The following is an 18,219-nucleotide window of genomic DNA, read 5'->3' on the forward strand; positions in this document are numbered from 1 at the left end:
TAGTCTATGTTTTTATGTTAAAAATCAAAAGAAAACTACTCCCTAATAGTTGGGAAACATATGTTACACATTGGCTGGAATATCTTGAAGCAAGTGGATATACAGAAGATACGATTAGATGCCGCTACTACAAAATCAGTCGGCTTGCACGCCTACTTAATCAGCCACCAGAAGATATTACAGGACAACAACTTGTTGAGCTTTTTGCACACCAAGACTGGAAACGAGAAACGCGCAAAGGTTATTCTTCAACAATACGCTCGTTTTACTCATACATGATTGAAGAAGAAATTATTGATGTCAATCCAACAGTAAAGTTACCTAAAATTCGTAAAGAATACGCAATACCTCATCCATGTCCTGATTACATCATTCGTGGTGCTTTAGCCCGAGTTAGAGGTAACAAGGAGTATGAAGCCATGCTCAGGCTCGGGGCAGAATGTGGATTACGACGTAGTGAGATAGCACAAGTATCTTCATCCGATATTATGATGCTTAATACTCATCCCCAGCTTCTTGTACACGGTAAAGGACGCAAAGAACGCACTGTCCCCATCGCGCCAGATCTCGCACAAATCATCGCCAACAAGCATGGATACATGTTTCCTGGCAGATGGACCGGTCACGTCGAAGCATCCTATATTGCGCATCACATCTCTCAGCTTCTTGGTAACGGATACTCCACACATAGTCTCAGACATCGATATGACACTAAGGCATATGAAAGTACACACGACCTTCTCTTAGTATCTAAACTCCTTGGCCACGCTAGTGTAGAAACCACTCAAATATATATCAGTCTCACATTCCCTGATAGCAGTGCCATTACAGAAGCTGTTCGCCTCTAAAACAAGACAATATGAGGGGAGCACACGAGCATATTGACTTTATATCAAAAAGTTGCCAATCGTATTCTCACTACTATGTATAAAGCAAAAGTTATCGAGATTAGGAAAGAAAAATTAGAACGACACTAAGTATGTATATATCTTTCACCTGAATATTTACGTATAGTAAAAACATAGATAGAAAGACGAAGGATAATTATGGCTAATATGGATAAAAATCAGATTATTAAACAAGAAACCGAGATTACGAGACTAGATGCTATTTCTGGTCGCGGTGACCAGAAGCCAGGGAGCAAGAAGAAGCGTAAGCTTATCATCATTGCTACTGCGGTTGTTGTAGTTATAGCTTTGCTGGTTGCGAGTATGCTGGGTGTGAAGTCTTTAAGAGATTCCAAGACTCAAGCGTGCATCCAGGCAAACAGTGCGTACGCCAAAGCGTGGGCACAGTACGAGAAGACACGCCAGGATGCTGATGAAACTGCTAAGACTGTGACTAGTGTGGAGCAGGTTGCAAACGCTAAAACCTACACCACATTCACAGCCCAGCATGCTAAGAGTAAAAAGGTAAGTAAGGCGCAGTCTTTGAATTGTGCTATCTCCTACACTCAGGCTTTCAACGCGACCATGTCTAGTCTTGATAAGACTACAGCACAGCTTAATAAGACCACTAAGGCTCTGAAAAACTCAGTCGTTCAGGTCACAAAGTCGAAGAATGTGAAGGATCTTGAAAATGCTAAGAATATGGTGAAGGCGAAGCTTGATGAGATGAATAATCTGCTCTCCTCATCAGACGGTCAAGTGGCTGATAATGCTACTCGTGATAACCTGCAAAACCAGATAAACACGCTTACCGCAGCGTTGAATGATAAGAAAGCAACCGTCGAGTCTTTGACTAAGGCTCTTGAGCCAGTCCAAGGCGCAATCGACAGTGTAAACGCAAGTATACAAGCGAAGCAGCAGGCAGACGCTGCCGCAGCGGCTGCGGCGCAAGCAGCTCCGCAGGCTCGTTCCCAGTCTGCGGCTCGTACTAGCTCGGGAGCTCCTCGTTCAAGTACTCGTGGTGGGTCTTCTTATAGTGCGCCAGCACAGAATAAGAATTCGGGTGCGGTCGACTGGGATAAATACCTTGCTGACGGGAAAGCATATAATGAATTACATAGAACACCTAATCAATGTCGATATATCTATCGCTGTGGCACTGGATGGAATACCGATGGAACACCAGATGGTGACGGTGATGTAACTAATAGCAAATAGTTTCCATCTTTACTCATTTTCCCTTTACATAGTGGTTGGTTTTAGACGACTTCTAAAACCAACCATTTTTATCAATACCAAATTTTTATTGATATAAAATAAAATTTTTTCATTTTCTCATTACTGAATGTGAAACTTTTTGGTTTCGCATTTCATAATAAGCAATTTGAAAAAGGGAGACTTTTATGTCGCTTTTCGCTAAGCATAAAAGTATGAGAGACAAGATCCGACAAGGTTCACATCGCGCTCTTGCTGGTATCGTTGTCGCATCAACAATGTTGACAGGATCCGCATTTGCCGCTGGCGGTGCCGGATGGACAGGTGGAAACACTGGCGGATCTGGCACATATAAATCGAATACATTCTGGGTTACCGATGATAACCTAGGTTCCGCATCAGATAATGAAGCAGTGGTGCGCGCTATCCAATCAGAAGGTGTAGCCATCGGTAGCTCTGCTACCCGCGAAGCAGCAGCTAGAGCGCAAATTAACGCTGCATTATCCAAGGCTCGCGGTGATTGTGAAACAGAGTATACTGCGCGAGGTGGCACTGGTTCGGCAGACTGCCGCATCTGGGGTGTAGGCTTCACCGCAACAACAGCAGGACCAGGAATCACAAAACCGGAATATAACAATACTTCTAGCGCGCAAGCAACTGGCGCTCAATGGTTATCAGCATGGAACAACGAAACACAGAACGGTACCAGAAAATATAATCACGGCGGTAGCGAATACACAGTGTTTGATGATATTGATTCAGCTAATACACTCGCTTCATTCGCTGCTCAGGGTATGAGTACGCCAAATACTGATTTGATTGTTATCGTTCTTGCAAAAGACCAGCCTAAACTGTGGGACTTTACCCCTGATAAGTCCTGGGTAAAATACTCTAACGGCAAATGGGCAACCGTTATTGATGCGAAGCATACCAACACCACCGGTGCAGACACCCAAACCATCCTTGATGGTGACAAGCTCGGCTCTGTGGTTAACGGTAGCTTGGGCGAGAACCTGGGAGATAGCCTCGACACATTCACCCTGTCTGATGATTACACGGCTGCTGACTATTTGTGGGATCCAGATATGAGTGATGTGCATGTGTATGCTGCTCCAATCCCTGAGGCATCAACTACCGTCTCCTCAGTCGATGACATCATCACTAAGGGTACTGACGTGACAAGCCAGTTCACTATCCAACAGGCTGGCACGACCATTACTGCTACCATGACCAGTCAAGCTCTTGCTGCTGCACGTAGTCTTGCTACCCCTATGCAATACACGCTGCTTATCGGAGGCAAGGCGAATTATGCAAATGGTAAGGGTGCAGCCCAGGTACGCGCTGACGCAGGCAAAAAAGCTACGGATGAAGTCGAGTTTTGTGCTGATCCAACCACAGGCGCAGCCCTCAATTCTCATGGTTTGAAGAATAAAGGCTCAGAGTCTGCCGCGGCAAGACAAAGACTACGAACGAACCATACGTGTGTGGTTACGTTCCACCAGTAGCAAAGGCAGTCATATCTGAGGCCTCTCAGGGTGGTGACCAGGACGATATTAATGGTAAGAGTGTCATGCCAGGACAGAAGCTGGAATACGAACTCACTAGCGAACCAACCATTCCAAACAACCTGAGTTATGCTATCGAGTCTGTTGCATTCACTGACACGTATGACCAGTATCTTGAGCTTGACAAGCAGACTATCGAGCTGCGTGACCTTGAAACCGGTCGCACCATCAGTAAGAAGAACTACACGCTTACTGCAGATACCGAGAAGCATGAGTTTACTATCGAACTCAACAAGGATTACGTGACAGCGAATATGACCGCGGGATCTAAGCATCGTTTCCAGGTTCGTTTCGAAGGCACGGTATCCAAGAACGCTCCAACAGACCATAGTGTGGATAATCAGTGGGGTTTGAAACTCAACAATAGTTTGACCTCGTCTAACGTGGTATCGAATAAGCCGGTAGAGCCAAAGCCTGAAAAGAAGGATGAAACCAAGACTGGTATCAATATTGATGGCAAGACCGCATACGTAGGAGACGATATTTACTACCGTCTCACTTTAAGCGCAGCCACGTTGAAGGACACTGCGTATAAGGTTCACCGTCTCGGCATGATCGATGACTATGATGATGAGTACTTGCAGCTCAATGACAAGAATATCGAAATCCTAGACGCAGCCGGTAAGGACGTCACCAACAAGTTCAATATCCAGGTTAAGGATGGTGTCGTCTACGTGTTCGCTAAGACCGTAGACACGGAGTATCTCGGAGATATTCTTCCAGGGGATCCACAACCAACAGATTTAAAGGCCTACGCTGGCAAGGTATTGGATGTGACAAAGGATCCTGCAATCGACCAGTCTCTCCTTGGTCAGGATTACACCATCGTGCTTCCTATGACAGTCAAGCAGGTCAAGGACGGGTATGTAGTGAAGAACACTGCCACCCAGATTACAAACGATCGCAAGGATGTAACGAACACGGTAACTAACCCGTTAAAGGTTATTAACCCGAAGAAGGATGTGACTGTTAAGGTTAATGGCGAAAGTGCGAATGGTAAGAGTATTTATAAGGATCATCAGTTCTTGTATCGTCTCGATAGCTCCAAGATCGCTGGTAACCGTGCCTACAAGCAGATCAAGAATTGGCGCATCGTGGATGATTATGATGAAAAGTTTGACAAGCTAACCGGCCAGTGGGCAGTCTATGTCAACAACGACATTAAGCTCGCTGACGGCACTGTGATCTCCAAGGGTAGCCGTATCGACGGTAGCGGTGTTGATGCCGGATATTTCACTTTCACCGAGGCTAATGGTGCGTTTACTGTAGAGGCAACACAACAGTTCCTTGATATTGCATCTGCTATGGATAGTGACTTGTCCTGGACAGCGTACGTGCAAATGACCCGTTTGGGCGTAAGCGATCGCGTAGAAAACACGTTCGTGGAAACCATGAATGATGTTGAACGCGAATCCAATATGGTGTGGACCAAGACCCCAGACCAGACCCCTGCTATTAAACTCATCAAGTACGACGCAGCATCTGGTCTTGAAGCGGGAGACCGTAACACACCAAGCGAAGCCTTGAAGTCTACCAAGAACGGCACCAAGATTGTGTTCCGTATCATCAACACCGGTAAAGTCAACCTGACCAAGATCACGTTAGATGATAAGACTATCGCAGGCTCCGGTACGGTAACTAATCTGGAGTATCCAGCAAACTGGTCTAACCTGGTATTAAAGCCTGGCGAATACGTAGAAGTCAAGGGCACGTTGACTGGTATGAACACGATGAATCATACCGACCGTGGTCACACGACTGGTACACCTATCGTGCCATGCGCATCCCATAACGATCACCCATTCGACCCAAACGGTGGAGATAATGGTAATGGTGGTAATACGGGTGTGTGCTATGACACTCCAGTCGAAGATTCTGATGATTGGAACGGTGTTACTGCTGCACCATTGGCTCAGACTGGTAGCGCGGTCGTGTCTATCGCTATCGCTGCTCTTGCAGCCCTGGGCGCAGGAGCAAGCATCATGATCACTAAGCGTAACAAGGAAAATGCTCGTAAGCATTAACCCGTAAACACGCTTAGTATTAACTGGCGAGGGGTCGCACATGCACACGGGACTATCTCCGTGCAATGGTGTGGCCCCTCACTCTATATTTTCTTCTTCCTCTATTGATTTCTTATTAATCTTTCACACGTAACGGTTCATACTCATGAGTAGAAAAGACACAGCCTTTACCCCTAGTCAACGTGCTTATCTCAACAGTCTTCCAGCTATCAAACACGCGACAGCCACACGAATCTACTACACAAGCCAATTCCACAAAGACGCTGTCCAGCAATACGATAACGGTGTCAGACCGTCTGTTATTTTTGCACAGGCTGGAATGCCGTCCACCCTCATCGGGAGCAAAAGGATTGAACGCTGCATCAACAGGCGGGAAAACACCGACTACACACAGTCCGGCATGCCAGAACAAGTACACAAGCAAGTCAGCATATTCCTCGACCAGATGGCGAGCAGAGTTGAGGGTTTTGATTGAAGCCAAGCGTTACACCTTATCCACCAATTCCACAGAAAGAATCCTGACATACGAATAGCCGGACTCTGCCAAACAGTAGGGATATCAGAAAACACGTACTACGAGCTGAGACTGGTAAATAGTTAAGGTCTAATAATGTACTACTAATTTTTATATAAAATTATTCCACAATAAGAGACACACTTGGAAAGAATGCGAATCCTGTATTAGGATTATTTGTATCTTCATAGATGAATATGCAAATAAGATACAGCATTGTTCTTATGAAAGGAGGCAAAGATGAACAAGAATAGCAAGCGCGGCGGAATCAACCCACGACCTCGACCATATCCTCATATGATTTAGGCATAGTTTATCCGCACATATTCACACCAAAGGTTAATAATGAACATGACTTCGTACGAAGAAATGTTTGATGAGTATGTGAAATCAAGTGCAGCATATTGCGCTTCTCTATTTGAAGCAACAGAATATTTTTTCAAAGCAAATGCTGCACTTGAAGCCACTATCGTCAGTACAAACACAGCGAAAACATCCACCATCCATTCAATACAAGAATATTTCGAGACATGTAAAATATCGCTTATTAAAACAATTGATTTGCTACGGACATTCCAAGAAATACATACGACTATCCCTGGAGAGCAAGTAGAAGTCGATTTCGCACAACAATACTTCTATATAAAGAAAACATTATCTTGCGTCGAGCAGATTATTCAACTCTTTAGCACAGTGCGTGATGACAAGAACCTACAGCAACAGATTTGGGATAACGACGACTTTACAACATACTTCACTACTAGTGCCGATAGCATCTCTCAAGCAATAATTTGGCAATGTAATTTCGCGAAACGAGCAAACCTTGACGAATCTATTTAAACCTTACCGCGGATATCTGCGTTTAGCAGCTAGTGATTTTCTTTCTAACTATGCAACTACACTAGCCTCAACTACTATTCAATTATGGCTATTGAACTCACTTTTTATCGGTTTTCAGCAGTCAAGCCATTATTTATCGCTTTACCTCACCCTCACTGCAATAAGTGAATTAGTAGCAGGCCTTTTCTCAGGAGCACTAGCTGAGCATGTAGGAATTTTCAGGACAACAGTTGCTGCATGCTTAGCAAGAATGATTGCGGGATTATGTATTATCGCAATTGTATCGGTATCCTTCTCAACCCCATCTGCTAACAAGTTGCTCCTATTTTGGTGTGTTTGTATACTTGTAATGGTTACGACAGCATGTGATACTTTCTATTTTCCTGCTATTACTTCCTTTGTTAATCGTGTAACAAAAAATGATGATCTTATTAATGTTCTTTCACTTCTTCGCTTTACAAGCCTCATGGGTACATTAGTAGGACCAGCAGTTGCAGGTTTTGCGAGTAGTAAATATTTATACATTCCAATTCTATTTACAGAAACTATCGCATTAGCAGGAATAATAATTTTTATTTATTTTATTTACAAGCATGCAGTTAGAACCGGAATTTATACTTCAGACGTCGCAGATGAAAATCCAGAATATTCTCAAGGCTTTTTGGCAACTTGGGCTAGGGGAATGGCAACATTTGTAAAAAACCAAACGTACAGGACTTTAGCTCCATTTGCAATACTCGAAGCTATCGCATCTACTGGCATAAGCTTTGCTGGAGTCCTCTTATTCTCAATGGTTCTACATAGTGCAGAAGGATATGGCTGGTATTTAAGCGCAATGTCACTTGGGTATGCCCTCAGCTATCTCATCGCGCCAAAAGTGTCCAGCAAAATGTCCTTCTCTATGCTACTCACTCTTTCACATATACTAGTGACTCTTTCTATAATAGGACTGGCATTAGCGCCTAACGCTATAGCAGCAGCCGTGTTTGGTTTCCTTTTTGCTTTCTTCCAAGGAGTAGTAAATCCACCATTCCAAACAGTATTTATTCATGCAGTAGATGATAATCTCGTTGGACAGGTAATGTCTGTATTCATCTCAGTTGTTGCCGCTATAGGAGCAGTAAGCTATCCGCTATGGGATTACGCTTATTCCCACATGACCATTCCATCTCTACATGCAGAGTCAGGAATAATTGTCATAGCTGCTCTTATCCACTTTATACTGGTGCTTATCTGCATATTCGATAAGCGATTGCGTTCAATTAAAGCAGAATAAGATGCAATAAATATTGTAAATACGAGCACAACTACAAGCTGCGCTGTGAAAGTTCACTACAGAAGTTTCACAGCGCAGCTTATTTTTAAATTAGAACGCTTTCAATTCAGACATCTAAGTTAACCGAGTGAACCATACTTTATCTGTCATAGAGTGTTCATTTGTGCCGTGAGCAAATAGCACCAACATCTATATCTAGGATATTTATAACTGATGTCCCGTCTGTAAATTCTTTTGACTAACATCATGAGAATTAAAAGAAATATCAGCACCATACCCGGATCCACTAAAAAGTCTGGGCGGCTATTGTCTCCACGAGTTTCACTCGTGGAGACTGTACTGTTGTGGCGCAGCAAGAATGCTGCCACCGGTCGCCGCCCCCACTTTCTCGTGTTGGTAGCCCAGAGGCTAGCACACCCAGTCCAAAGACCACACGCCAGCCTTGTCACGCCACCCAACAAGCTCACCCCTGCCAGCCCATTCCACAACATGTTCCACGGGCTGACCGGAGTCGAGCCTGGAGCGTCGCACAAGGACTGGGAGTGTTCTTGTGGGTTTACGGGTGTGCCTGCCCTGGAACTACCAACACACAAGGAAAGGATAAAAAAATGGTTACCATCAACAGCGACCACACGGTCACACTCCTAATAGGAGAGGTAGAAGCTCTCGTAGCATTCCACAACTACCTAGCAGGCTTTACCACGAAAGGATTGGACGAGAACACACTACGCTACGGTATCCAAGCATTAAGCAGTCTCCTCATCGTGCGTGACATGTTCCTTATTGATAGTTTCCATGGCTGCACCATGCAAGACTTCCTCGATAACGTTGAGCACCCATTCGCTGAGAAAACTGTCCACTATGTGCGTTCAAGCCTCGACCTGGTTTTTAGAGATGACAATTTCACCCTCGACACACGGCGCATCCATCGTGCAATAGCACTGCTGACCACCATGCTGGAACTTAAAGGATTAAGTCAGAGGGAAACTGTCACAGTCTATGGCACACTGTCATACTTGTATTGGCTGAAAAATGACACGACAAACGCTCGTATCACAGCCCAGAAAGCACTCACGATAGACGAGAAGTACTGGCTTGCACGCATCACTACTACAGCGCTCCTTCACCACATCACACCCCACTGGTGCCAGAAGTAAGCAGAGGGTTTGCTGGCAGAAAAAGAAGCGCAACTTTTTCTGCCAGCCCCTGGTGGCTTATCGCAGCCACCCTCCCGCGCGGGGCGCGTCTTACCCCTAGGGCATGCCCTGAACAAAATTCCATAAATTTTAGGGCATTACCCCCAGGAGCAAGCCGCGCTATTACCACGCGAGAAGGGTGGCTACTATGCTTCCATAAGTTCACACAAAGATGTGTGAACCAGCCGCCACCAGCAGAACAAAGAATCTGCCACCACTATCATGGCGGCAGACCCATTATCATCGCATGGAACACCTGCGGTGTACTCTCATTTTTTGCTTTTTATGACGTGTTCTTGACACTTCCCACTCTAAAAAACGGGTCACTTCCGCCAACTTCCCCGCGTCCTCCACTCGCGTTACGGACACGCGCGAAGCTAGGGCCCGCAAGGGGTTGGCTCCAGCGCATTCCGTTTTTGTCCCTTCCAGTGTTCAACAACACGAACGAAAAATAATCACACCAGGGTTTTTATATAAAACCAAACCATAAGAAAAATCATATACAAGTAGAAAGGAAAACAAGAATGAAAATTAACAGCAAGCCAGTCACCGGCACAAGCTTCGCATACGACGGATGCCACAAAATCTACATCTGCGAAAACACACAAGATGAGCAAGACGCGCAAAAAACCGGATACACCATCCACCCCATAAGCGAGCTTGAAAACACATACGAAAACTCGTGCGACCTACGCTTCATCCACAACTGGACACTCGATAAAGACTATGTCTCCCAACTAGAGCCCGCCTTATTCCAAGAATAGCCCATGCTTCACCAGAAAGCGCCGTATTTAATGCAATGCAGAAGTCTGCAACATTATTGTTAGCAAGCTCTACGCTATCAATCGTTGTGACAAGTTTTTCGCGCAACTGTTGCGTAGTAGTATGTGCCCAATTCATTTGAGCATCAGGATTAAGAGAGCGAATCTCTTCCCGTTTTTCCTCGTCAAACTGGAGAGCTGCGGAAGGAGCATTAAACGTTACAAGATCGTTGACGTTATCATCTGGGTTGGTTAAAATATTAAGTACTTTCATCAAAAGACTCCGCATTGTTTCTTGATGAAAAGGCTTATTCGATAGCTCAGAGGTATTGCTCTGAGCTATCTTAATTTTTAGGAAAGGAAAGATATTAAAATTTGTGGCTTTGTAAGAGATTAGTTAGGAAACCCAGAGGTCCATGGTTCAAATCCATGCCCCGCTACTGAAGCCAAGAATCACACGAATTTCTCACGATTGTTGTGGTTCTTGGCTTTTTTATTTAATAACGCATAAGTCAGTCAATCTGCAATCGCCAAAATACAAGTCATCTTCATAAGAATCAATAAAGAAGAATTGCAAGACGGCGACGAGCACGCGCAAGACGCTCATCATCTGCAGGAAGTATGGCAAAATACTCAAGCATACGAGAACGAATAGCATCCGCATCGCTCTTATGACCAGATGCAAGGAAGTCAAGCAGTCGCCCAAAAGCGTCATCAATATGACCGTCAATCATATCTACATCTGCTACTGCAAGCTGCGAATCTAAATCATCCTTATTATCGCCAGCAGCCTTTCTAACCGCAGCAACATCAGTATTAGTATTACGCGAAAGCAACAAAGCTTTTGCATGTTCACGCGATGCGAGCACATCATGAGAATCCGCTTCCATTACTTTTGCATACTCACGTGCAGCACCTTCATAATCACCCTTCATAGCAAGCGAATGAGCTTGCTCATGAGCAGGTGGAACACTCTCAACAGAATTATTCTCGGAACTATCTTGATCTGAGTCTTTAGACGTTTCAGACTTTTTCTCAACCGAGGATTCCACAAAAGGAGCAGTTCCAGCAACACCAGAGCGTTCAGCAACCTGAACCAATTGCGGCAAAATAGTGCCACAAATCTGCTGTAATTCCTCATCGCTAGGTAAACCTTGCGCAATAGGCATAGGGCGTCCGCCAATTAAACCGTAAATTGCAGGAAGCTGCTGCGCTTGCAATGCTTGAGCAATACTTGGGCTTTCATCAGAGTTGATACGAGCTAACTGCATACGACCGTCAAGCGCGTTAACAGCATCCGCTAATTTCTGTGCCACATCATAATAGGCCTCGTCATTAGCTTGCCAAAGCAAAATAACAATTGGGAAACTTACAGACGTTTGCACCATCGCCTGAAAAGACTGCTCATTAACATCGATTACATAGCCGCCAGCTTTTGGAGCAGAAGAACCAGTAGAACCCGATGCAGCTTTAGCAGCTTGCTTAGCTTGAGCTTCTACACGACGCTTTACGCCTTCTAAATCTACAGCCCCAGCAAGCGAAAATCCGCCAGGATTCATGCCTTGCGCTTTGCTACTCACCATTTTTCCTCTTTTCCAAGCACACTACATTGCACTTACAAAATTTATAAAGCTTCTACCTTAATAGGCTGACGCTCAGCACCAACAGGAATAATCTTCATATGAGAACTAGCTGGAGGAACTACTAGAGCAATAACATTTACGTAAGTTACTCGCATAGTACCTTTTGCTTTACCGTCGCCAAATAATGCTTTTTCTTCATCAGAAGCAGGACGAGATTCACGCCCTTCACCAGCTTTACGAGTCCACACAGAATCTATGCGCGCAACAACCAAATCACTTCCATCGCTTGAACGCATAATGCTTATTTGTTTGAGATTTGGTGTAAAGACTTGTTCTTGAGAGCCTTTATTTCGCTCCATTCCAGCTTGCACTGCTTTAGAAAGTTCAACTAACTTTTTACGCAAATAATCGTCAGCAAAATGCTTTGCGTACTTGCTGTTTTCACCATTTTGTAAAACGTCAGCGTACGCAGCTACCGCTTCATCTGGAGTCATCACCAAACCAGTATCGTTAGATTTACCCATTGAAGAACCAATACTTGGCACAGCAAATTTAGGAAGATGCACTCCAGGGAATAAGCGCGCAACAGCCCAAAGTTTATAATTCGAACGCGCTCTCTGTTGACGTAAAACCAGCAAACGTTTTGACTGCTGATCTTTAGTAGTAGTTGTAATAGTCATTAAATCTCTTGGCCAACCAGAATTAGTTGGCACAATAGTTTGCGCGGCTTCACGCGGAATAGTGGCCTTAGGATCTAAGTTTCCAGTTTTGTTTGCAATCGTAAGCTCGCTCGTACGAATATCGAGAGCAGGTCCAGAAACTGCTTGAGATAATGAATCCACATCTTTTTCGTCGTTTGCCTTTTCTAGAGTGCGAAGCAACCCCAAGCGGATATCTTTTTCTTGCAGCATAGTCACATTAGGTAACTCTTGATTACTACGCGCTTCAGCAGGTTTCGGCACCTGCCCATCGCAAGCAGATAATCCGGTTACCATAACCGTTGATACAACACATGCTATTAATGTGACTACGTTGTTGCGCAATACGCCTCTATTTTTACTTTTTACTCGGTGAATATCGACATTACTATTACGCATTTTACTCATTTCCTCGCTCACTTGAAGAATTACCGCGGTAGCCTTTCCCATTTTTTCTGTAGCGACCGTTACCGCCGTCTCCTCTAAACCCATTTCGTTTTATGCGAGACTGCTTATCGTTGCTATTTTTAGACGAATTTTGACGTTTGTTTGATTCTGAGTTGCGATAGTTTTCGTGCTCATTAAGCTTTTTCTTACTAGATTCATGTGAAATCTTGCTATTACTATCTGAAGGCTTGACCGTTTCTAAACGTTTCTTTGCAAACTTTTCAGAATTATTAGCATTATTTCTATCGTTCTGACGATTACGCCTCTTGTTATTCTGCTGTGCATACTTATTTTGCTGCTGACGCTTATTCTTATAATCGTTCAGACTATTGCCATCCGACGCGCTTGCGTAAGATTTTTTCTTATTTCGCGGAGTCTTAATATTCTGAGAATTCCGCTTATATTGCTTATTTTCTGAATTTGCTGATTCTGCTGAATTTCCAGAATATTTCGCATTTCCTATATCTTCCGCATTTGCTAAATCTTCTCCGTTTGCCGCAGCATCCTGATTGTGCAAATCATTAAATTCATCATCAGCATTGTCTAAATCATCTAAATAAGAATTATCGTCATGTTGCTGCATAAAGCGCGTGGCAAACGCAAGCATTTCATCTTGCGCAATAACAGTAGTTTCAGCCAAAGAATCAGTAGATGCAACCGCTGTAGAAGCAGACGCAATTCGAGTTTGCATACCATTTGAGTCGCCGCTTTGCATTGAATCTTTGCGACGACGCGCATGATCTCCATGCCTTGCGTGGCTTCCAGAATCCTTCTTGTGTCGTTTGTGACCAAAAATACCAGACATGGTTCCAGAAATCGCCTCAGCAAAGGTGACTTCGTCACGCTGTGCAGACTTTACTGCCAACACTCCTGAACGGCTAGCTATTAATTGCTTATTACGACGACGATGCGGAGCCATTGCAAAAATAGTTGCAGAAAGTATAGCTAATACTGCAAAAAGCACTCCTACAAAATATAAAGGTGTTGCGAAATCTGGAACTTGATTACGACGCCACCGCAATTCTACGGAAGCTTCCGGCACATTATCCCCCAAATCAATTAGCAAAACACGTCTAGCAGCCTGCGAGCGCAGTGAAGAAGAAGACGCATCATGACTATTTGACTTACTAGCGCGAGTGCCCGATTTAGGCATTGTGCCGCTTGCAACAGCATGATCATACGACGCAGAACCAGAAGATTGAACATAATCTGCAGTATTTATTGCCAATTTCGCTAAACCAAGCTGGCATGTAACTATAGGCCATAAATTAGATTCTTGGAATTTTACGTCAGGATCCTTAATGTCCACAGAGTCACCCGCTTGCACAGAGGTTTTACCAGACACTTCAGAAACTGAAAGATTATTCCAATCACGCAAACCAGTAATTCTTTGTACTGGAGAACCTGCCACCCAGCCTCTTACGTCTTTCGTTAAACCTACAGCAACACAAATAGGCTTACGCGTATGCAAAGCAGCAACACTAATACGAACCCTGTTATCTACAAGATTCAAAACACCAGGATCAGTGACAATATAACGAGTTCCAGATACGTTAGCGTACGCAATAACAACGTTGCTAGGCTTCCAAAATGTTGCGTTAGCAACTCCAAGAACAACGCTTAATACTGCAAGCAAAGCAAAAAATGGAGCTACAACGCCGCGCATGATTTTACTGCGCAAAGTGAGCCGTCGCATTGGTCGTCGCATTGGTCGTCCTTCTATATCAGAAGCATCTTCTATATTTGTCATAACGATACCATTCTACAGTCTTTTAATATTACTTGCATGTTTTGATGTAAAAATCAGTGTCAAGCGGTAATGTGAGGCTATGAAAAAAATCAAAACATTAGAACAAAAATCCTTTTTGCTTCGCACTTTTGCAACTATTAGTGCAGTGGCAATGTGTGTAGTACTCGCTTCATGCGGAGAAAGTTCCAACAACAAAAACAATTTAACTGATGAGAACGCTCAAAAAGCTGGAATGCAGTTGCTGGAAGGCGTAAGCGCATCTGGAGCACTTGGGAAAAAGCCTAAAATAACACTGAAAACGCCTGTAAAAGTAAAGCAAAATACTTATGCTGTTTTGCAACGAGGCAACGGAGAAACAATTAAAGAAGGCGATCGCGTATGCTCTCAGGGCATTGTGTTCGACTCCAAAACCGGCAAAGAGCTTATGAATACTTGGGAAAAAGGCAAAGCTGATTGCTCGATTTACATTAATAAAAATTCTACAAGCCGCCCATATTACGCTTTGATTAAAGGCAAGAAAATTAATACAACTATTGCTTTTGGCGTAAGTGAAGGATATAAAAATCCTTCATATGTTATGGTTCTTACAATGGTTTCGCGATCAAAGGCTATAACTAGAGCAACGGGCAAGGCTGTTACGAATATTCCCGCAAATTTGCCGAAGGTAACTCTTGATAAATCTGGAGCACCAACCTTAGATAAAAATAACTACGTTCCAGACGGAAAGCTTGTTTCTCAGACTTTGATTGAAGGAACCGGCAAAAAAGTAACTGCAAAAGACACAGTTTCTGCTCATTACACTGGCTGGACTACTGATAAAGACGGCAAATTGCATCAATTTGATTCTTCTTGGCTTCGTGGCATACCTGCAGACTTCCAACTTGCTGGAGGAGTAATCCCTGGTTGGACTAAAGGCTTAACTGGAAAGAAAGTTGGCTCCCAAGTTCTTTTGGTAATCCCACCAGAAGATGGCTATGGTAAAGAAGAAAAGAAGGACGCGCGCGGAAACGTAACTATTCCTGCAAATGCCACGCTGTACTTTGTAGTCGATATTCTCTATGCTTCGTGAGATTTGTAATTTTGCAAACTGTTGCAAAATTAACTAGCGATTCATAAATAATAAACCCCTCCTTCCCGAGGGGTTTTTACATATTTAGAACACATATTTAGAACAGACGAAGATCGTTGGACTCGACTCCACGCATTTCATCGTAATCCAATATTAAGCAAGTAAATCCACGATCCTCAGCCAAAACGCGAGCTTGCGGACTAATAGTTTGCGCAGCAAAAATACCTCTAACCGGCTTAAGTAACGGATCTCTATTCAGCAACTCACAATAACGCGTAAGTTGCTCAACGCCGTCGATACCGCCATGCCGCTTAATCTCAATAGCGACATGTACACCATCCGCGTCCTGAGCCATAATATCCACTGGGCCGATAGCCGTAGGATACTCACGGCGCACCAACGTTGCACCATCGCCGATTCGTTCAATCTGCTCAGCCAAGTAACGTTGCAAATGATCCTCAACACCATCTTTAATTAAGCCAGGATCCTCACCCAAATCGTAAGTATTATCGCTATAAACATGCTCGAGCGAAACCATAAGCAAATCATCGCTTTTAGCGGCAGCAACACGCAAAATACAGCCATCTACAACAACGCCAGCATCGGATTCGCCGCTATCTTCTTTACGTAAAACACGCATACTACAAGGAGCTACCATCCAATTAAGAGGTTTATATGCACCAAGCTCAGAAAAAATAAGTACGCTGCCATCTGCTTTAATAAGCAACACTCGCTTAGCTAAAGGAAGCGTGGCATTTAACCTACCTGTATACTCTGCACTGCAATCTGCAACAATAATTCGCACACAGCAAGCATAACAGAAATCAAGTAAAGAAGTACCTTACTTCCCCAAAGCTTCAGCTAAATCGCGATTCTGCCAATGTTGATGTAAGGCGCAGTATCCGCCGAACAATACGAGCCACACTAGTCCGCCAATTGCAGAAGCTCGCGTATCGTCGCTAATAAACAAAGTCACATACACAAAAGCAAAGAACGCTATAGTAAGAGAATTCAAAAGCTTATAATGCGGCATAACGAAGCCATCTGGCATAAAATCAGCAGATTCACGGTATTTACGATGCGTAACCATAATCAAAATATAAATCATGATTATCACTGCCGAAGAAGCCGAAGCAAACAAAATAAACGCACCATGAATACCAGGGATCGAATTAATAATTGGCGAAAGAAGAATCAAAGCAGACGAGAACAAAATCGCGCGAGCAGGAACCTTCGTGCGTGAAACCTTACGCAACTTACCCAAAAGAGGCGAAGGTGACTCAAGCGCAATCTGATACATGTGGCGACCAGCAGAATACAGCAAAGAATTAAGCGCAGAAGAAGCAGCTGTAATAACCACAAAGAACACAAGCGCAGAAGCCCAATGCAATCCCGCGTATTGGAACACCATAATGAATGGTGACATAAATACGCCTTCCGCATTCGTAGCCCTAAACTGTTGCCACGGCACAATAAGCATAATCGCTATGAGAGCACCAACATAGAAAACCAGAACGCGTACAATAATCTCGTTAACAGCCTTTGGCAAAACCTGGCGAGGATTCTTAGTTTCCGAAACAGTCACACCAACAAACTCAATAAGCTGGTACGCGTAAAACACCATTTGGAAGCTCATTAAGAAGGAAAGCCAGCCATTTGGCATAAGCGAGAAATTGTTGAAAATATTATCTAATCCAGCGTGACCAGCAGGACTCATTACACCACCATGCAAAGGAGTTGCAGAGTAATGGTAACCAATTAAAGCCATAACTACGGCTGTAACAATAAGAGCAACAATTAGCGTAATTTTAATCATTGAGAACCAAAACTCAGTTTCCCCAAATAGCTTTACAGCTACCAAATTTATGCACACTAAAGCCGCTAAAAATACTACTTCTATCAGCCATTTCCAATGACTTACGTCAATATCGAAAGTTTGGAAGAATGTGACACAATACGTACTAACTGCCGTAATTTCGCTCATACCAATAAGTACAAGCACAAACCAATACGACCATCCAGCAAAATTACCCCAACCTCTGCCAAGATAACGCGTAATAAAACTAATAAAAGTATGCTGGTTTGGATCCTTGTACATTAGCTCACCAATGCCACGCATCAGCAGGAACATGATCAAGCCCACAATAATGTAAACGAATACAATACTCGGACCTGTTAAGCTAATTGATTTTCCAGAACCAAGGAACAAACCTGTTCCAATTGTGCCGCCAATAGCAATAAATTGCACATGACGCTTGGTAAGACTACGCTCCATTTGGTTTGTATTGCTACTTGCATTTTCTTGCGCAGATACGCGAGAAGATTGGTTTGAAGATTGATTATGAGAAGATGTGCTATTGTGCGTCTCTGCAGATTCTGTTTGTTTAGAACCTA

Annotated in this window: 16 protein-coding genes; 8 read left to right on the top strand and 8 right to left on the bottom strand. The window is 43.8% G+C overall.

The window, feature by feature from the left end:
* Positions 1-14 precede the first annotated feature (14 nt).
* The 4 genes from HXT48_RS06765 to HXT48_RS06780 all read left to right on the top strand — a co-directional run bounded on the left by HXT48_RS06765 (position 15) and on the right by HXT48_RS06780 (position 5,691).
* Positions 15-848 carry a tyrosine-type recombinase/integrase gene (locus HXT48_RS06765; RefSeq protein WP_033888551.1) on the top strand — a complete coding sequence of 278 codons (834 nt, stop codon included), beginning with the start codon at positions 15-17 and terminating at the stop codon, positions 846-848.
* A gap of 198 nt (positions 849-1,046) precedes the next feature.
* Complete coding sequence (locus HXT48_RS06770; RefSeq protein WP_004109958.1) at positions 1,047-2,105, top strand: hypothetical protein; 1,059 nt, start codon at positions 1,047-1,049, stop codon at positions 2,103-2,105.
* A gap of 185 nt (positions 2,106-2,290) precedes the next feature.
* A complete protein-coding gene (locus HXT48_RS06775; protein WP_064622092.1) occupies positions 2,291-3,607 on the top strand; it encodes a hypothetical protein in 1,317 nt (438 codons plus the stop codon).
* Positions 3,583-5,691 (top strand): LPXTG cell wall anchor domain-containing protein, encoded by a 2,109-nt coding sequence (locus tag HXT48_RS06780; RefSeq protein ID WP_231875305.1) that lies wholly within the window; start codon positions 3,583-3,585, stop codon positions 5,689-5,691. The genes HXT48_RS06775 and HXT48_RS06780 overlap by 25 nt, the downstream gene beginning before the upstream one ends.
* Positions 5,692-5,806: 115 nt before the next feature.
* On the opposite strand, the gene HXT48_RS06785 is transcribed toward HXT48_RS06780, so the two are convergent.
* Positions 5,807-6,172 carry a hypothetical protein gene (locus HXT48_RS06785; RefSeq protein ID WP_162861110.1) on the bottom strand — a complete coding sequence of 122 codons (366 nt, stop codon included), beginning with the start codon at positions 6,170-6,172 and terminating at the stop codon, positions 5,807-5,809.
* Positions 6,173-6,550: 378 nt separating this feature from the next.
* Between HXT48_RS06785 and HXT48_RS06790 the strand changes: the two genes are divergently transcribed.
* Together HXT48_RS06790 and HXT48_RS06795 are read left to right on the top strand one after the other, a co-directional pair.
* Entirely contained in the window at positions 6,551-7,045 is a 495-nt protein-coding gene (locus tag HXT48_RS06790; protein WP_009993953.1) for a hypothetical protein, read from the top strand.
* Positions 7,029-8,321: an MFS transporter gene (locus tag HXT48_RS06795; protein ID WP_076002578.1), complete on the top strand. Its 1,293-nt coding sequence runs from the start codon at positions 7,029-7,031 to the stop codon at positions 8,319-8,321. Before HXT48_RS06790 ends, HXT48_RS06795 begins: the two co-directional genes overlap by 17 nt.
* 408 nt (positions 8,322-8,729) lie before the next feature.
* Here the strand turns inward: HXT48_RS06795 and HXT48_RS06800 are convergent, their stop codons facing one another.
* Positions 8,730-8,852, bottom strand: coding sequence for a hypothetical protein (locus HXT48_RS06800; RefSeq protein WP_255358933.1), 123 nt, complete (start codon positions 8,850-8,852; stop codon positions 8,730-8,732).
* Positions 8,853-8,929: 77 nt separating this feature from the next.
* Between HXT48_RS06800 and HXT48_RS06805 the strand changes: the two genes are divergently transcribed.
* Positions 8,930-9,478, top strand: coding sequence for a hypothetical protein (locus HXT48_RS06805; protein ID WP_231130963.1), 549 nt, complete (start codon positions 8,930-8,932; stop codon positions 9,476-9,478).
* A 735-nt stretch (positions 9,479-10,213) separates the two neighbouring features.
* Here HXT48_RS06805 and HXT48_RS06810 read toward each other — a convergent pair.
* The 4 genes from HXT48_RS06810 to HXT48_RS06825 all read right to left on the bottom strand — a co-directional run bounded on the left by HXT48_RS06810 (position 10,214) and on the right by HXT48_RS06825 (position 14,756).
* A complete protein-coding gene (locus HXT48_RS06810; RefSeq protein WP_004109968.1) occupies positions 10,214-10,552 on the bottom strand; it encodes a hypothetical protein in 339 nt (112 codons plus the stop codon).
* A gap of 283 nt (positions 10,553-10,835) precedes the next feature.
* Entirely contained in the window at positions 10,836-11,861 is a 1,026-nt protein-coding gene (locus tag HXT48_RS06815; protein WP_076002576.1) for a tetratricopeptide repeat protein, read from the bottom strand.
* 41 nt (positions 11,862-11,902) lie between these two features.
* On the bottom strand, positions 11,903-12,967 hold the full coding sequence (locus HXT48_RS06820) for a hypothetical protein (protein WP_004109972.1): 1,065 nt from the start codon (positions 12,965-12,967) through the stop codon (positions 11,903-11,905).
* On the bottom strand, positions 12,960-14,756 hold the full coding sequence (locus tag HXT48_RS06825) for a hypothetical protein (RefSeq protein WP_421793050.1): 1,797 nt from the start codon (positions 14,754-14,756) through the stop codon (positions 12,960-12,962). The genes HXT48_RS06820 and HXT48_RS06825 overlap by 8 nt, the downstream gene beginning before the upstream one ends.
* A 79-nt stretch (positions 14,757-14,835) precedes the next feature.
* Between HXT48_RS06825 and HXT48_RS06830 the strand changes: the two genes are divergently transcribed.
* A complete protein-coding gene (locus tag HXT48_RS06830) occupies positions 14,836-15,825 on the top strand; it encodes an FKBP-type peptidyl-prolyl cis-trans isomerase (protein ID WP_004109977.1) in 990 nt (329 codons plus the stop codon).
* Between the two features lie 97 nt (positions 15,826-15,922).
* Here HXT48_RS06830 and nucS read toward each other — a convergent pair whose 3' ends face one another.
* Positions 15,923-16,630, bottom strand: a complete 708-nt coding sequence (nucS, locus tag HXT48_RS06835; protein ID WP_064621458.1) for an endonuclease NucS — start codon at positions 16,628-16,630, stop codon at positions 15,923-15,925.
* A gap of 36 nt (positions 16,631-16,666) precedes the next feature.
* Positions 16,667-18,100 carry an amino acid permease gene (locus HXT48_RS06840; protein WP_100066729.1) on the bottom strand — a complete coding sequence of 478 codons (1,434 nt, stop codon included), beginning with the start codon at positions 18,098-18,100 and terminating at the stop codon, positions 16,667-16,669.
* Between the last annotated feature and the right edge of the window lie 119 nt (positions 18,101-18,219).

Source organism: Gardnerella sp. KA00127 (assembly GCF_049244125.1).
GTDB classification, from domain to species: domain Bacteria; phylum Actinomycetota; class Actinomycetes; order Actinomycetales; family Bifidobacteriaceae; genus Bifidobacterium; species Bifidobacterium swidsinskii.

Excerpts from the sequence above, each read along its gene's own strand:
- HXT48_RS06765 (WP_033888551.1), top strand. The coding sequence starts at position 15 with ATGTTAAAAATCAAAAGAAAACTACTCCCTAATAGTTGGGAAACATAT.
- HXT48_RS06770 (WP_004109958.1), top strand. The coding sequence starts at position 1,047 with ATGGCTAATATGGATAAAAATCAGATTATTAAACAAGAAACCGAGATT.
- HXT48_RS06775 (WP_064622092.1), top strand. The coding sequence starts at position 2,291 with ATGTCGCTTTTCGCTAAGCATAAAAGTATGAGAGACAAGATCCGACAA.
- HXT48_RS06790 (WP_009993953.1), top strand. The coding sequence starts at position 6,551 with ATGAACATGACTTCGTACGAAGAAATGTTTGATGAGTATGTGAAATCA.
- HXT48_RS06805 (WP_231130963.1), top strand. The coding sequence starts at position 8,930 with ATGGTTACCATCAACAGCGACCACACGGTCACACTCCTAATAGGAGAG.
- HXT48_RS06810 (WP_004109968.1), bottom strand. The coding sequence starts at position 10,552 with ATGAAAGTACTTAATATTTTAACCAACCCAGATGATAACGTCAACGAT.
- HXT48_RS06815 (WP_076002576.1), bottom strand. The coding sequence starts at position 11,861 with ATGGTGAGTAGCAAAGCGCAAGGCATGAATCCTGGCGGATTTTCGCTT.
- HXT48_RS06820 (WP_004109972.1), bottom strand. The coding sequence starts at position 12,967 with ATGAGTAAAATGCGTAATAGTAATGTCGATATTCACCGAGTAAAAAGT.
- HXT48_RS06825 (WP_421793050.1), bottom strand. The coding sequence starts at position 14,756 with ATGACAAATATAGAAGATGCTTCTGATATAGAAGGACGACCAATGCGA.
- HXT48_RS06830 (WP_004109977.1), top strand. The coding sequence starts at position 14,836 with ATGAAAAAAATCAAAACATTAGAACAAAAATCCTTTTTGCTTCGCACT.
- HXT48_RS06840 (WP_100066729.1), bottom strand. The coding sequence starts at position 18,100 with ATGGAGCGTAGTCTTACCAAGCGTCATGTGCAATTTATTGCTATTGGC.